The 16139-nt window shown below is 59.1% G+C and carries 9 protein-coding genes; 4 read left to right on the top strand and 5 right to left on the bottom strand.

Annotated features, from left to right (window positions below; translation table 11 throughout):
• Both Y708_RS0103915 and Y708_RS0103910 read right to left on the bottom strand, forming a co-directional pair.
• Positions 1 to 248, bottom strand: a 248-nt coding sequence (locus Y708_RS0103915) for a transposase domain-containing protein (RefSeq protein WP_173401500.1), incomplete at its 3' end; no start/stop codon positions are given.
• Positions 214 to 1152, bottom strand: a complete 939-nt coding sequence (locus Y708_RS0103910) for a DUF5655 domain-containing protein (RefSeq protein WP_028278920.1) — start codon at positions 1150 to 1152, stop codon at positions 214 to 216. The genes Y708_RS0103910 and Y708_RS0103915, both read right to left, overlap by 35 nt.
• 104 nt (positions 1153 to 1256) lie before the next feature.
• Here Y708_RS0103910 and Y708_RS0103905 point away from each other — a divergent pair, with 104 nt between their 5' ends.
• Positions 1257 to 1937, top strand: coding sequence for an NUDIX hydrolase (locus tag Y708_RS0103905; RefSeq protein WP_035775182.1), 681 nt, complete (start codon positions 1257 to 1259; stop codon positions 1935 to 1937).
• On the opposite strand, the gene Y708_RS22670 is transcribed toward Y708_RS0103905, so the two are convergent.
• The gene (locus tag Y708_RS22670) at positions 1905 to 3281 is read right to left on the bottom strand and encodes an SIR2 family protein (RefSeq protein WP_051478559.1); all 1377 of its coding nucleotides are present in this window, start codon (positions 3279 to 3281) and stop codon (positions 1905 to 1907) included. The genes Y708_RS0103905 and Y708_RS22670 overlap by 33 nt on opposite strands.
• Positions 3282 to 3445: 164 nt before the next feature.
• Positions 3446 to 5074, bottom strand: a complete 1629-nt coding sequence (locus tag Y708_RS0103895; RefSeq protein WP_028278918.1) for an IS1634 family transposase — start codon at positions 5072 to 5074, stop codon at positions 3446 to 3448.
• A gap of 386 nt (positions 5075 to 5460) precedes the next feature.
• Between Y708_RS0103895 and Y708_RS0103885 the strand changes: the two genes are divergently transcribed.
• Positions 5461 to 7749 carry a HelD family protein gene (locus Y708_RS0103885; RefSeq protein WP_028278917.1) on the top strand — a complete coding sequence of 763 codons (2289 nt, stop codon included), beginning with the start codon at positions 5461 to 5463 and terminating at the stop codon, positions 7747 to 7749.
• Between the two features lie 87 nt (positions 7750 to 7836).
• On the opposite strand, the gene Y708_RS0103880 is transcribed toward Y708_RS0103885, so the two are convergent.
• Positions 7837 to 8820: a hypothetical protein gene (locus tag Y708_RS0103880; protein WP_155853667.1), complete on the bottom strand. Its 984-nt coding sequence runs from the start codon at positions 8818 to 8820 to the stop codon at positions 7837 to 7839.
• Positions 8821 to 9252: 432 nt separating this feature from the next.
• Between Y708_RS0103880 and Y708_RS0103875 the strand changes: the two genes are divergently transcribed.
• Positions 9253 to 14430: a DEAD/DEAH box helicase gene (locus Y708_RS0103875; RefSeq protein WP_028278915.1), complete on the top strand. Its 5178-nt coding sequence runs from the start codon at positions 9253 to 9255 to the stop codon at positions 14428 to 14430.
• Positions 14427 to 16139 (top strand): DEAD/DEAH box helicase (locus tag Y708_RS30780; protein ID WP_253905674.1); only part of this gene is annotated, 1713 nt, incomplete at its 3' end. The genes Y708_RS0103875 and Y708_RS30780, both read left to right, overlap by 4 nt.

The following is a 16139-nucleotide window of genomic DNA, read 5'->3' as shown; positions in this document are numbered from 1 at the left end:
CACGACAACCCGTCCGTCAGCTGTTCGAAAACGTCCTCATACGAGCCCTCGGAATGCAATGCCATCCCGATCGAGAAGTACGCCATCACCCGAGCCGGCAACGCCCGATTCCGAACCTCCGTGCGCCCAGCCGCAGCGATCACCTCATCGACGACGCCCGCAGGGAACACCCGCGTCAACAGACCCACCGACACTAAATCCGACAACCGACGATCAGACGCAGGTTTTCTCCAACCAGAACGAGACATACCCCAACAATACCGCCCGCACCCTTAACTGAACGGTATTGACCCTAAGTTCGAGGTCGCCGGTGCCGAAATGCCCGATGTTCCGTACATCTCGCGAGAAACCTTCGGTCAACTCGACTGTCGACGGATCGACCTTTAGGTAGATGAGCAAATTCCCGCTGCTTGGATGAGCTTCTACACACGCGAAGTTCTTTATTCGGCGGAATGCGAAGTAGTTGTTGCGTTCGTTCTTTACGATGTCATCGCCGAGAGACATCGTAAAGGACTCAAATTTTTCGTACAGCTTTCGCAGTTCCGGGGAGGACCGCTTCAGTAAATCGGCTACCGTACTTCCTCGGTTGGACCCGCCCTCGCCTGTCTTGCCGGTTCGCAGGAGTGTGGAAGTTGGCGTCGAGTTTGTCGAGGTGCTGGTGACCAGTTCGATGGAGATGAGATCGCCTTCGAATTCGCGATACCGTACCAGCTCGACATTGCGGTCAATCTGACGAACTGCGTACTCGTCGTAGCGGGTGAAGTCATTGGCAACACAGATCAAGCGCGGCGATTCCCATTCGACCTGTGCCGCGGCTTCCTGGCCGAAGCGGGCTGCGACAATCTTCTCGAAATCTCCCCGGTGATCCACCAGCCAGTCGAGGTAGAAAAGACCCTGGTTGATGACGTTCTCGTTGGTGCTCCGTTTGTACTCGAAGATTACGGGAGAGTTGTTCTCGTCCAACCCGAGTGAATCGATTCGTCCACGGTGTACCTTGCCCGTCGATTGCTCACTGACGAGGAACCGGACGCCGAACATTGCCTCCATGTTGCGCTCTATCAGTTGCTGTAGATGCTTCTCAAGAATGACGGCTCGGGAGAGCAGTTCAGACGCTCCGCCGCTGGATACTCTGAAGAGCTTGAGGTCAGACATAAAGCGAGTTTGCCAGACGCCAAGAAGCTTCGCTACCGACAGGTCCGGGCAACCGACCGGAGGAATCTGCTGAGAAGTTCGAGCTCGGCATGTCGCAATGTCGCATGGCCCTCTTGCAGTCCGGGCAGAACGACGCCGGCACGTCCCTTGAGCAGTACCCGCGCCCTTCCGTGGCGGTGGACACTGCAGTTCTCACCGTCTCGGACGGACGACTGTCTGTGCTGTTGGTGACCAGCGCTTTCGCCAAGAACGGCTGGACGCTGCCCGGAACGTTCCTGCATCCGGGAGAGAGGCTGGCCGATGCCGTGCTGCGCTCGCTGCGGGACAAAGCGGGCGTCACCGGGCACGCGCCGAGGCAGCTGTACGTATTCGATGATCCCGCCCGGGACCCGCGCGGGTGGGTATTGTCCGTTGCGCATGTGGATGTGGTGCCTGAGGCACAGCTAGCCGAAGCGCTTGAGCACGACGGCGTGCGGCTGGCTCCGGTGGAGAAGCTGACGGGCCAGCCCAACCTTCCGTTCGACCACCCGATCATCCTGGCCAAGGCCCTCGAGTGGGTGCGTGCGGCCTATGCGGAGCACCCGGACCCGGGAGGCCTGCTCGCCGAACCGTTCACCCTCCGCCAGTTGCGGGCCTTCCACGAGGTGATCGCGGGGCAGGAACTGATGCGCGATACCTTCCGGCGGCTCATGGAACCCCAGCTGGAGGCCACGCGAGATATGTCCGATGGTGGACGCGGCAGGCCGTCTCGGCTATTCGCGAGGCCGACCCTGTTTTCCCGCTGATGCGCCCTGCACTTCGTCGAGGTCCGCACCCAACTCCCTGAGCATATCCAGAACCCGCGTCCCGCCACTGCTTGCTCGCTCCGCTGGCGAGAGGCTGCTCCCCAGCTCCAGTACCTTGGTTCTGACTGCGTCCTCCTCAGTCGTAAGGACCTCGCGATAACCGGGAGCCAGCAGGTAGGAGTGGCTGTCAACCGCGTGCGCCAGGAGCATGTCCAGGAAAATCTCCAGCGTCCGGGCGGCGTCAGGTACCTCCGCTCCGTCACTCATGGGAAGAAGCGTGAGCTTGTCCTTCCACGCATACTCGTCGAGCGGATCTCTAGACAGGGTGAGTGCGGTAGCAACATCGTGGTTATCGGCCGAAAGCTCCGGAAATGCCCGCCGAACGTCGTGAACTATCTCGTGGAAATGATCATCGGCGAGTCCGAAACCCACGAAAAGCAGATGATGGGTAATCAGGTTGGCTTTCACCAACGCGGACAGTGCGGAGCGCGTCGTGTTGAATCCGAGGTAGTCCTCCCGGGTGAGGACTATGGTCTCCGGATGAGTCACCGAGCCGTGAAGTTTGAGCAGCCAGCGGCTTCGCTGCGCTGATGGATCGTTGGGGATGACGGCTGCGGGCATGCCAGCGTCGTGAGAGGCTCTCTCGAATAGGTCGTCGTAATTCAGGGTAATGGCCTGTTTGCAGGGGAGACTTGCAAGCAACGCCGGCGCAAGGCCGTAGCGGTCCAGCGCCACCTCATTGACGATGGCCGCGTTGAGGGAGAGCCCAGATTGATCGAATATGGTTCGCAGAATGCTGGCTTGGTCCAGCACATTGCGCTTCTTTAGATTGGCGAGCTCGTACCGGTTGAGTCCGACTCGCGCCGCAAGCCGCGCGATCAGTTCAGACCAGGTGGGAGCGCCTGCGCTGACGCTCACGCCTGCACCCATGAACGGGACCAATTGGTTGGCGCGTGCACGCTCCGCGAGCGCTTTGGCGTGCTCCCGGAGAACGGGGCTCAACACGCGACGCCAGGATCCGGGGTCACGTTTCCTCAGTTGTTGGGCGAGGGCGAAGTCTTTCGGATCCCGAAGGACAAGTACGACGTCGACGCCCTCCCGCGTGGCGACGTCCAGGGACACTTGCAACAGGGTACTGATAACTTCACCGCGGATCAGACCAGCCCCGCCGCCTCCGGTGCCAAAGAGCGGAATCGCGAGGAGTGGGACAGGTCGGTTGGACGGTGCTTTGGCGGGGTCCGATTCGGCGGCTCTTTCCCGGCGGTCCTGCGCGGCAGCTGCAGCAGTTTGGATGAACTGGGTGAGGGCAGGAATGATCTGCTGGGCTTTCGTGATGCCGTACATCGGGACGGCAGTGAGGACGGGCAGGGGCCGGTCGAGCGGCCAACCTGTCAGAGGGAATGCGAGTTCCCTGTCCCGGTAGAACGGAGCGGCCCGTTCTGGCGCTGCCGCCTCTGCGAGGCCCGGCAGAGTGTCCGTCCACTTCGGGCCTGACTTGGCTCATTTGCTTAGTGCGTGGGTTTGGGGTGTTGGAGCGCGTCGAGGATGGCCTGCTTTTCGGCGGGGATGTCGGGTGGGAAGGTCTGCTGGGTGCCGTTGATCGCGATGGTCGCGGATCGAAGCGGCCGGAGCTGTTTGGTGATGTTCCCGATCGCGAGGCCGGTGAGCTGCTGGGCCCTGCGTGCAACAGCCAGCGCGGTGAAGACAATGGTCAGGTGTGCCTCGATCGCGTCGCGCTGGCGGTGGAACATGGGCCTGGCCCGTAGGTCTGTTTTACTCATCCGGAACGACTGCTCCACGTGCCAGAGGTCGTGATACGAGGAGATGACTTCCCTAGCGGGCATGATCGGCGCGGGAATATTCGTGACGTAACCCTTCAATCCGGCGAGCCGTCGGGCCCGTGCGAGGGCTTTGTCATCGAGGGACCGGCCCGAGCTCGTGGTCTTGACGAACCTGACGCTTTTGGCCTGCTTGTCGCCGTCGATGATCGCTTTCGCCCGGTTCTCCTGCAGCGTGAGGGTCCGTTCATCACGGACCGCGCGTTTCCGGGAGTATGCCCAGACCGCGCGCCAGTCCTTCGCATGGTTTTCCGGGTCCCAGACCGGCTCGGCCCGCTTGCGGGGATCGCGTCTGCTGCCACCGTGGCGGGGTGTGATGGTGTCGATGACCTGGCCGTCCTCGAACGCGTCCCCGTTCCACCGAAAATGACCCTCCAAATCCGCGGGGGCTTTGGTCTGTCGGGATCCGACGATGAACCGTAGCCCTGCCTCGTCCAGCGCGGTCAGGTTGCTGGCCGAGAGCATCCCGGCGTCGGCGACGACGACCATGTCCGCGAGCCCATGTCGGGCCTGGAACTGGCGGATGATCGGGACGATCGTGGCGGTCTCTGCTTTGTTGCCCTCAAAGCAGCCAATCTCCAGCGGGAACCCGCCCCGGTCCACGAGCAGGCCCACAACGACCTGGGGATCCACCCGGCGCTCCTTGGAATACCCGACCTTGCGCAGGTCATCTTCCTTCTCGGCCTCGAAATACAAGGTGGTCACGTCATACAACACCAGGGACACGTCCCCGTTGGTGGCGGCGTGCCCGAAACACGCTTCGGCGATCTTCGAGCGGTAATCACCGGCGGAGACTTTGGCCAGGGACCGTTTCATGGTCGCGTAACTGACCGGGGTCCTTCCCATGTCCCGCAGCACCCGCCCTGAATCCAGCAAGGACGTCGGCTCCACGATCCGGGCCAAAACCAGGTCCTGAAATACCTCGTCACCGACCGTGCCGAATCCCAGCCCGGTGAACACCTGCTGCAGCGCGTCGAAAAGCAGCCGGCTCTCGGTTCCCACCACCCGGGCAGGACCATCACGAACGGACTCTCGCTTACGAGGGCGCTGGAACAAGACCGGCGCCTCCGGCGGCGAGACCATCCCGGCCACCCGTGGGGACGGTTCGATCCCCAGATCCAGCACCGCCTGGGACGGTGATTCCAACAGTTCACGGGCTCGCGCCAGCAACAGGCCCAACTCCGCTTCGGTATGTGCCGAACCAACATGCTCCACGATCCGTTGACGCCCGCCAGCGTATTCCGCAATTTGCACGGCCGTCGCCCCGGAAGCTGTCCTCACCCGTCTGATAAACGTCACCCTCGAAGACTAAAACACCCATCGCTTAGTGCGTGAAAAACACTCAAAGCGTAGACATCACCGCAGGTCACAGCCATACCCCTAGGGAATCAGCACACCGATGAGCCAAGTCAGGTCGGAGCAACGGGTGGGCGGTGGTCCGTGGTTAGCAGCCAGGCGTCGCAGGCGATGTTCTTGAGATCGCCCATCGTGACAAATACGTGTGAGGTGCTCATGCCTTTTCATATCACGCACTTGGCACGAGAAGGCCATAGCGCTCATCATTTTTGAGTTGCTGTCCAAAGGGGCGGACCCCATATTGCAGATAGCCAGATCACAAGAATGTCGGGCATTCAGGGTATCTTCCATAAGGAACGCACAAAGTCGTGCTTGTCTGGAGGAAAACAATGGGGGATGTGGCGTTGGCTGAGGCCGAGCTGAAGAGTGAGCAAAAGTATTTCGATAGCGCCGTCGCGGCACGGGAGCTTTCCGCCGCCGGTTGGAAACCGGACAAATGGTCAGGCGTAAGTCCTGCAGAGCGGCGCGCCTTCAAACGATCCGCGGATAAGCGCGCCTTCGATCCGAACGAGAACGTCGCGTTTGGCCGTATGGACCTTGATGACGGCGAGACTTACTACATCGGCAAGACGCCGATCTACGATGATGCTCGCAATTTGCTCGTCATCCCTTGGCAGACCGAGGTAGCGGCAGCCTTTAACCGAGCCACCCCTCAGAATCCTTGCGGATTGGTCAAGAAACGAACCTTTGATGTTGAAGCCAACAGGCTAAGGCATTTCAATGATGCCGTCTTCGCCGATATTGCCGCCGCAGTGGCGGAGCTTGATAACCAGCATTTCCTGTCCGATGAGCTGCTTGATTCTTTGCAGAGTGCCCGCAATGGGGAGATGGCAGACATCGTGCAGACAATCCAAGCCGCGCAAGACAAAATAGTGCGTGCACCAAAGGATCAGCTGCTTATCGTCCAGGGTGGTCCAGGTACCGGGAAAACCGCGGTTGCGCTTCATCGAGTATCCTGGCTCCTCTTCAACCACCAGGACGATCTGATTCCGGAAGACGTCCTAATCGTCGGTCCGAATCCTACTTTCACTCGATACATCCGGAAAGTCCTCCCCGCGCTGGGTGACCAAAATGTCGCGCACAAAGCGCTCACGGACATGCTTGCAGATGGAATCGGCGCTCGCGGGACGGAATCTGATGCGTTATCTGGGTTGAAAGGTTCTGCGAGGATGGCAGATCTTCTCTACAACGCCGTCTACGATCGACTGCGCGAGCCGGAACAGCCTGTGCGAATCCGGCGCCGCAATACCAACTCACATGTCGAACTGGCGGCTGAATCCATCCGGTCCCATATGAACAGGCTCAAGGGCGAAGCCTACAACGACGGTCGGAGCAAGATGCGCGAGGCATTCCTCGAATTGAGCGCACCGCAACTCAGCGCGCGAGGAATGCAGGCAACGCCTGACATGTTCGATAGGGACTCATTCGATGGGGTCATCGAGCGAATTTGGCCCCGTTTGTCACCACAGCAGTTTCTGAGGGAGCTATTTGGCTCGAAGGAGCGGCTGCTGCGTGCGGGGCGCGACATCCTGAGCGCTTCCGAAGTTGAACTGCTTCATCGCCCTATGGCAGACAAGGTCGGAGACGAGCCCTGGACGAGCGCGGACCTTGCTTTGCTGGACGAAGCGACTGAGATCATTCGGTCAGCTCCAGACCTGTACGGTCATATCGTCATTGACGAAGCACAAGACCTCTCTGACATGCAGATCATGGCGATCCGCCGCCGGTCCAGGAACGGTTCTTTCACGGTGGTTGGTGACATTGCGCAGTCCACGGGGGCTCACGCCGTCGATTCGTGGGAGCGACTGCAGGACGGCCTAAAATCGTCTTTGCCCAGCGAGGTGGTCAATCTAGAGCATGGCTACCGAGTGCCATCCGAAGTGTTTGACATTGCACGGCCAGTCTTAGAAATGGCTGCACCGGGGATCCGTGCACCGCACATCGTTCGTAGCGTAGGCGCTTTTCCGAAATTTTCGGGAGTCGAGCCGGACGAACTCGCAGACGAGCTGGTGAATCTAGTGGGTCATCACAGCGGACGGGGGCGCTTCGTCGGTGTGATTGCTGCAGAGAATCGCTGGCCAGACCTTCAGGAGCGTTTCCGCGCCGAGGAGATTTCTTGGGGAGAATCCACGAGCGGTGAGCTGAGCCAGTCGATCAATTTGGTCCGGCCTGCCGACGCCAAGGGCTTGGAATTCGATTCGGTCATCGTCGTGGATCCTCAGGAAATTTTGGACGAACTTTACGGTGCCCGCCTTCTCTACATCGCACTCACGCGAACCACTACACGCTTGGATGTGCTCTACCCAGCCGGCAGCCTGCCGGAAGTGCTCGGCGGAACGCCGACCCTGGTCGATGATGAGCAGCAATCAGAACCGAAACTGGAGGGGAGTCCCGAAAATGATGGTGAGGGGAACGAACTGTCGGGTTCGCTTGCCCGATCGAAGCGGGTAATCGAACGCCCATCTCGTGGGGAAGGCTCAGGAGATAGTCTCAGTCGCGTAGAACGTCGAATGGTGCAAGCAGCCGCGGAAGAGCTCATGATGGAACTAGAATCCGTACCAATGAATCTCCGGGAGCATGTTGTGGCTGAACTCATCCTTCTAACCGAGTCGTCGTAGCTCGACTCAAGGTGCCCTTCGGGAACTCAGATCCCCGATTGGCCAATGTGGATCTTCCCGTAGACATCAAGAGCGTCGCGTCAGCTTTTAGGCATCGATAGTGACAGAGGCGCCATCGACCTCGAGCCACAGCGGCTGATTGGGGCTGCCGAGTCCTTTCATAATGCTTCGACCGATTCCGATAGTGCCCGATCGGGAACCATTCACCCGCCAGGGGCACTCAAGTGCCTGACCGTTATAGTGAACGGTCAACACGCAGTTCTCGGCAGGAAAAGCGAATTTAGATCGGGCAGGGATTCGCAGATTACTCCTTGTGCGGTCGCTATCAGTGATCATTTGCGACTGAACCCGGATTCCCATTGGAACATCGCCAATAGAGGTTGACGGCGCTTTGACATCAATGGGGGTGGGATCCGTTTGCTGAACAGCACTCTTTAGTCCGCTTATTGTTTTGGCGGCGCTTCCGCTCCCGACCTTGTAACCGGACAGCCCATGGCGCTTCCGCAAACCCTGCTGCACGTCGACGTTCGCGAACGGAGCGATGCGTTCCGAATCGTGGATCTCGTGGCGCGCGGCACTTGGAACAGCTTCCGCAAAGCGTCTCAACATCATTGCCTCAGCGATCTTGGGCTCATCCGCCGGCGCGAAGTGCACAAAGAGATCGTTGAGATTAGCCATGGTTTTCAACCACCAGCCGCCCGCGTGAGGGGCGCGTTGCCCTATGGACGTGCGGTAGTACTGGTTCATCCTCTTGCGCACGGACGTTCCCGCGAGGCCAATATAGAGGATAGCTGCGTCCGGTATCCAAAAACGTCCAATCCTGTTAGCCAACTCTTCATCGGTTGGCGGGTTACCGTCCATTGTCACGAACGGGCAGACGCGCCGAAGCTCAGCGAACGCCCGTGTATCGGGCGTGTAGTGACTAATAGGGCCAACGGAATCGTGCGAATCGGGAGATGAGCTGACTACATAAACACCAGCAACGTCCAAGGGGACCTCGCGGCCCCATCCGACTACACCTGAATGCTTAAGCCCGCTGGAGGTAAGAACTTCACTCACAGAAATAGACATGGGCTTAGCGTAAACCTTGGCCCCGACTAGAAAAGAAAATTGGCCGACTCTACTAGAGTTGCTGATCAAGTGTCAGAGTACATTCTCCGAGAACGCGAGAAAACTCCGATTCGATCCGATCGGAAGATTATCGACCTCAGCTGGCCCAGCCTCGAAGAGCCATTCCCAGAGAATCACCACGCCGGGCGTAAAGCAGCCGCACCATGAGCTAACGAGACGTTTTAACGCCCGGATTATTGAAGTTTTTGCCTGAACCGCCAAGACGCTGAGTGGTTGGATGGTTCGCTCGTAAGGTCGAGGGTGAACGAGGTTCCTCCTGAGTGGGACAACCTGAAAGTAGACGCGGCTGATCTTGCAGGAACTTCATTAGTCCATTTGAGGCGCCAGCCAGCATAGAGTGGATCGGGTACTACAAAAGTTGGGGGATAGCGCATGGACGCGTTTGGAATTCGAAATAGTTTGATCGAAGGCTACAGGTCGTTTACCGAGGGCTTCGTCGACATACAGGACGATCGCATTCGGAAGACCGTCAGCGAACTCGCGGACCAAGGACGCCAATGGCCAGATCCTTGGCTTTCTCTCAATCCTTCCTTCCAGAGTGGTGGAAGCGTCGATGACCTAGTCGATCGCGGCATTCTACACGAGCGGTGCCGGGAAATTTTCCGACCCAAGAAAGACATTGAGGACCGTGGAAGCGGCTCGTTCACTCTCCATAAACATCAGGCGGATGCCGTCTCCATAGCGGCTGGTGGGCACTCCTACGTCCTTACGACTGGCACAGGATCGGGAAAGTCGCTCTCCTACATAGTTCCCATCGTGGACCGCGTGCTCCGAGAGGGCAGCGGCAAGGGCATCAAGGCCATCATCGTCTATCCGATGAACGCGCTCGCCAATAGCCAAATGGAAGAGCTCACCAAGTTCCTTGAGTTTGGATTCGGCGGGCACTCACCGGTCACGTTCAAGCGTTACACAGGCCAGGAAAAGGGCGAAGAGCGCGAGTCAATCCTCAAGGATCCACCGGATATTATTCTGACCAATTATGTAATGCTCGAATATGTCCTCACCCGTCCTGAGGAACGGCAGTCACTCATAAGAGCCGCGTCCGGATTGAACTTCCTCGTCCTCGATGAACTTCACACATACCGGGGCAGGCAGGGTGCTGACGTCGCTTTGCTCGTCCGTCGTGTTCGGGACGCATGTCACGCTCAAAAGACACTCCAATGCGTTGGAACATCCGCCACTATGTCTTCCGGCGGGACTATGGCGGAGCAGCAGCGAGACATCGCCGAAGTAGCCTCGCGGATCTTCGGGACCGATGTGAAGCCAGACCATGTGGTTACGGAGTCGCTCGTCCGAGCCACCACGGTAAGAGATCAGACAGCTGAGGAACTCAAATCCGCGGTGTTGGAGCGGGGTGATGCAGAGTTCAGCAGCGCGACGATCAGCGGCGGATATGCTTCCCTCCGCTCGGACCCCCTGGCCTCTTGGATCGAGGATACCTTCGGCCTGACTACTGAAGCGGGGTCCACTCGTCTTATCCGGAGCTCGCCCAAGACGGTCACTGGAGCGGCCGAAGCATTAGCGGAGAAAACCGGCCAGGACCCAAAAGCTTGTGCAACGGCAATCCGCGCCACTCTGTTAGCAGGCTCACGAGCCAAGTCGCAGACAGGGCGCCCGCTTTTCGCGTTCAGGCTTCATCAGTTCATTTCTAAGGGTGGTTCCGTCTACACAACGATCGAATCAGAAGCTTCCCGTCTGATCGAAACGGACTTCCAGCTGACCACTGGTGAGCAAGAAAAGCGACTATATCCCTTAGCTTTTTGCCGGGAGTGCGGGCAGGAATACCTTATGGCTCGCTTAGTGGAAACGGCGGAAGGGTCTCGTTTTGTCGCTCGCCATGAGTTGAAGCTGCAGGACGACGGCGGGGAAGATCGGGGGGTAGATGGTTACCTCTTCATCTCCACCGAACAGGAGTGGCCTGATCAGGCGGTCGAGTCTGGTCGCCTACCAGCGTCTTGGCTTACAAACGCCGAGACGGGTCATCCAATAATCGAGTCAAAGCGCAAGCGACTGCCACAGCGTTATCGGGTGGGGCTGAGCGGTGAAGCGGCCTTGGACAACGGATCGACAAGTGAAGACGGGCAGCTCGCCGCATGGATACCGCGCAGCCTCGGATTTTGCTTGAACTGCCAGGTGACTTACGAATCCGCACGCAGTGGAGAGTTTTCCAAATTGGTCACGCTCGATCAGGAAGGCCGCAGCAGTGCGATGACAGTCATCGCTACTAGGCTCGTCCAGTTGTTGAAGTCGGACATAGGTAAAGATCTCGCCCCAGAAGCGAAAAAACTCCTGACCTTCGTAGATAACCGTCAGGACGCTTCTCTCCAAGCGGGCCACCTCAACGACTTTGTTCAAGTGGCGCAGCTCCGTGCGGCCGTCTATCAGGCCGTCGCCGCGGCCGGAGAGGAGGGCCTTGAAGCGGCCGATCTTGGCACAGCTATTGTCAATACGCTCAAGCTTGAGTGGGGAGACTATGCCCAGATCGATGACCCTCTCGATCCTCGTCCGACCAGGCGCGCGCTCCACGACGTCGTCACCTACCGGGCCCTTCGCGACCTTCAACGAGGATGGCGCATCACTCTACCTAACCTTGAACAGACAGGCCTTCTGAAAGTCCAGTATCCGAACGCACGGCGTCTCGCGGAGCAGGATGCGCGTTGGGAGGCTGCACACTACGTACTCCGTGCGATGGATTCCGGTAAGCGCGAAGAGGTCATCACGGTTCTGTTGGACGAGTTCCGCCGCGTACTAGCGATCGATGCAGAAGAGCTCACGGTCGACTGGCTTAACAAGGTGAAAAGTCGCAGCCGCGAGTACCTTACGGGTATCTGGGCTTTGCCAGAGAGGGAACCCGACCCCGATGTTGGGCTGGTATCGACCGAGCCCAAGAAAAGCGCTTCTTTCCGCAACATCCTGCCTGTCACCGCTCATGGCACGTTCGGAAGGTGGCTTGCTCGGACAGCTTCGTCGGCTGGAAAGCTATCGATGGCCGAGACGAATGAAGTCATTGCATCCCTGTTCGATATTTTGCACAAGACAGGCCTCATTGCTGAAGTCGTCGAAGGCAAGCTTTCGGGTTACCGGCTCAAACTGTCCACGATGGTCCTCGAAAGAGGCGCCGGGGACTACGGTGCGCCCGATCTACTGCGCCGCAGCTACCATGCTGACCAGAAGCCGAGGGTCATAAAATTTTTCAAGGACCTTTACCTCGAAACCGGAAGTCAGTTAGCCGGGCTGAAGGCTGCAGAACATACCGCTCAGGTCCGTGCAGACGATCGTGAAAAGCGGGAACAGGCATTCCGTAGGGCTGACCTACCGTTGCTGTTTTGTTCTCCCACCATGGAATTGGGCGTAGACATTGCGAGCCTCAACGCCGTCGCTATGCGTAACGTTCCCCCGACGCCCGCCAACTATGCACAGCGCAGTGGCCGCGCTGGCCGCTCGGGGCAACCCGCGCTGGTGATCACCTACTGCGCCACGGGAAGCGCGCATGACAGTTATTACTTCGACCGTTCCAATCTGATGGTGGCGGGACAGGTCCAGCCGCCCCGTTTGGATTTCGCGAATGAAGACCTCATCCGTTCACATGTTCATGCCATCTGGCTCGCCGAGGCTCTATCGGCCACAAGCCACGGTTTGGGGAAGTCGCTAAGCGGACTCTTGAAGCTCGAGGACAAGACGTACCCAATCCAACAGCAAATCCGCTCGTTCCTTGAGGATCCGTCAGCCGCGCAACGCGCTAAAGCCTCCGCCAGATCGCTGCTCGCCTCGATTCAGTATGAGCTCGCCGATACCACCTGGTGGAGCGCGGACTGGGCGGCCCAGGTCATCGACAATGCTCTTGATGCTCTCAACGAAGCGTGCGATCGATGGCGACTTCTGTACCGTAATGCGCTGGCCGAGCAGGATGCGGCACACAAAGCGAGCCAGGATCACTCGGTCACCTCAAAGCAGCGGGATGAAGCCAACAATCGCCACCGTGAAGCTAGCCAGCGCCTGGAAATTTTGCTAAATGACAGTGATTCCCGCGGTCAGTCGGACTTCTATACGCTCCGTTATCTGGCGTCAGAGGGGTTCTTGCCTGGCTACTCTTTCCCCCGGTTGCCGTTGGCAGCCTTTATCCCGGGAATCCGCAAGGGACGAGATAACAACAGCACCTGGCTACAGCGCTCGCGCTTTCTAGCGATCAGCGAGTTCGGCCCGGACGCACTCATTTATCACGAGGGCGCCAGATATCAAGTGAAACGCGTCAGCCTTCCCCGCGACTCCGATGGAAGCGGAGCGGGGGATGTGGTCTTGACCGAAGCCCGCGTCTGTGAAGCCTGCGGCTATCTGCACGAGCGTAAACCGGGCATCGACGTCTGCGAGTCCTGCAACAAGCCCCTAGGCGGCAGCTGGTCCAACCTGATGCAGCTCCAATCCGTGATAACCCGCCGCCGTGAACGCATCAGCGCTGACGAAGAAGAACGAAACCGCCAGGGCTTTGAGCTCGTCACCACCTACCGTTTCGCCCCTCACGGCAGGAAACCGGGGCGTGTGGACGCAGGCATATTCAACGATGGGGACCTCCTCGGCGAAGTCCGATACGGGGACGGATCGACGGTCCGGGTAACTAACCTGGGGCGGCGAAACCGTGCGAACCAAGACAAACACGGTTTCTGGCTAGATCTGATCACCGGCGAATGGCTCTCTGAAAAACGCGCAACCGAAGAGTCGGGAGGTGGCGGCGACGTTGATGACACCACCGTGGAGCAGTCAAAGAAGAAGCAGATGATCACCCCGTTCGTGGAGGACAGGCGCAACATCGCGATCGTTAGGTGGGCAGAGGAAGTCAGTGAAGAAGCGGCGACCACTATGCAGTACGCCATCGAGCGGGGAATCGAGGCCGTCTTCCAGCTCGAGGACTCAGAACTGGCAAGCGAACGCCTGAACGACGCAGATAACCGTGGCCGTCTCCTGTTCATCGAAGCCGCAGAAGGTGGAGCCGGCGTTCTCCGGCGCCTCCAAAGCGAACCCGACGCCATGGCCAAGGTGGCCGCTAAAGCGCTTGAAATTGTTCACGTGAACCCTGCCACCGGCGAAGACGACGACACCTCCTGTGTGCGTGGCTGTTACCGCTGTCTGCTCTCGTACGGTAATCAGCGCTTCCACGAAGCCATCGACCGGCGTCTGGTGATCGACTTGCTCAAGCAGATCGCAGAAGCAACGACAAAACCTAAGACGGCCCCGAAGCCACTGCACCCCATCCCCGTAGCCAGCGGCAAGCAACCTGTCAGCCCGCGTGCAGAGGACCTCCTGAGACGGCTGACACGCGGCGGCTACAACCTCCCCGACGACGTCGGCCCAACCATAGCGGGGAACATCGTCGACTTCACATTCACGAGCAAAGTGTCACTGCCAACCGCTGTAATTGTGGAGGACGAGTCAAGACCACCCATTGACGCGCTGGCGCTAACGTTCAGCAGTTGGAACGTGATCACCGCGACCTCCGCTGATGATCTCGAAGAATTCATTTCCCATCACCCGAACGTATTTGGAGTATCCACGTGAGTATTACTGCATCGGAAACTACTTTCGCCGTTGGTTCTTTGGTTTCTGCGCGCGGTCGGGAATGGGTGGTCCTTCCCGAGAGCGATCAAGAGTTCCTCGTCCTCAGGCCTATCGGCGGCACGGATGAAGACATCGCAGGTGTCATTCCCGCAATCGAGGAGGTCCGGTCCGCGTCCTTTGGCCTGCCCTCTGCCACCGATCTGGGCGATGACCGTAGCGCCCGTCTGCTACGGGACGCACTCAGGATAGGGTTCCGTTCAAGCGGCGGTCCGTTCCGCTCCCTTGCCGGGCTGAATGTATCCCCTCGCCCTTACCAGCTGGTCCCCCTACTCCTGGCGCTCCGCCAGGAAACGGTACGGCTCCTGATTGCGGACGACGTCGGTATCGGTAAGACGATTGAAGCCGGGTTGGTTGCCGCGGAACTTCTTGCGCAAGGCGATGCGAAAGGGCTGACGGTTCTCTGCCCGCCTAGTCTTGCTGAGCAATGGCGGCAGGAGCTGTCCGCGAAGTTCGGCATCGAAGCGCAGCTGGTGCTACCCGGCACGGCGAGGAAGCTCCAAAAGGCGGCAGGCTACGACAGCTCAATCTTCGAGCACTTCAAGCACACCATCGTCTCAACCGACTTCATTAAGTCCGAGTCGAAGCGGCACGACTTCTTGCGTACTGCCCCCGATCTCATCATCATCGATGAGGCCCATGGAGTCACCGCTGATGACACCGGCAAGGGCAGCTCCGGCAGGACCCAGCGTTACGAGCTGGTGAGGGGACTGGCCGACGACGAAAGCCGGCACCTCATTCTTGTGACAGCAACCCCCCACAGCGGAAACGATGCCGCCTTCCGCAACCTCATCGGGTTGCTCGACTCCAGTCTCAGAACCGCTGACCTTGCAAACGAGTCGGGTCGTCGCCACCTGGCCGACCACATGGTCCAGCGTCGGCGCGTTGACATCCGTAGCTACCTCCAATCGGACACAAAGTTCCCAAACGACCGCGAGACCATAGAGCTGCCCTACAAGCTGTCTCCGGAGCACCGCGCGTTCTTCGACGCAGTTCTCGATTACGTGCGCGGACGCGTTCAAGACACCACCGGCACAAAGCTGGATCAACGCATACGCTGGTGGTCAGCTCTCTCTTTGTTGCGTGCCATGGCCTCCTCGCCTGCAGCAGCGGCCGCAACGCTGAAAACCCGTGCCGCTACCGAGGAAGCGGAAACAGATGCTGCAGCCGAGAAACGGGGCATGGCCGTTGTGATGGATCAGATGGAAGACGACGGCGGTGAAGCCATCGACGTCGTCCCCGGTTCCCGCCTGGAAGCGATTGAGGAGTCCGAGACAGTCAAGCGTCGCCTGAACTCTTTCTGGAAAACCGCTACTGAGCTCGTAGCGGAACCAGCGACCGACGCAAAACTTCAGTTGCTGCAGAAACGGGTGCAGAAACTGATCGCAGAAGGCTTTCAACCGATCATCTTCTGCCGGTTCATTCCCACGGCACACTATGTGGCTGACTTTCTACGCGCGGCCGGACGGAACAAGTTCCTGGTCGAGGTGGTGACCGGTGAACTACCCGCAGAGGAACGCGCTGCCCGCGTGGCTAACCAGGCAGAGCAGGCCGGGAACACGCCCAAGGTGTTGGTCGCAACCGACTGCCTTTCGGAGGGCGTCAATCTCCAGGACGGATTCCAGGCCGTCGTCCACTATGACCTGGCATGG

It is taken from the genome of Arthrobacter sp. H5 (assembly GCF_000520595.1).
GTDB lineage: Bacteria > Actinomycetota > Actinomycetes > Actinomycetales > Micrococcaceae > Arthrobacter_D.
This window is presented reverse-complemented; position numbering and strand designations above follow the sequence as displayed.

Coding starts and splice junctions, on each gene's coding strand:
- Y708_RS0103905 (WP_035775182.1), top strand. CDS start 1,257: ATGGCCCTCTTGCAGTCCGGGCAGAACGACGCCGGCACGTCCCTTGAG.
- Y708_RS22670 (WP_051478559.1), bottom strand. CDS start 3,281: ATGTACGGCATCACGAAAGCCCAGCAGATCATTCCTGCCCTCACCCAG.
- Y708_RS0103885 (WP_028278917.1), top strand. CDS start 5,461: ATGGGGGATGTGGCGTTGGCTGAGGCCGAGCTGAAGAGTGAGCAAAAG.
- Y708_RS0103910 (WP_028278920.1), bottom strand. CDS start 1,152: ATGTCTGACCTCAAGCTCTTCAGAGTATCCAGCGGCGGAGCGTCTGAA.
- Y708_RS0103875 (WP_028278915.1), top strand. CDS start 9,253: ATGGACGCGTTTGGAATTCGAAATAGTTTGATCGAAGGCTACAGGTCG.
- Y708_RS0103880 (WP_155853667.1), bottom strand. CDS start 8,820: ATGTCTATTTCTGTGAGTGAAGTTCTTACCTCCAGCGGGCTTAAGCAT.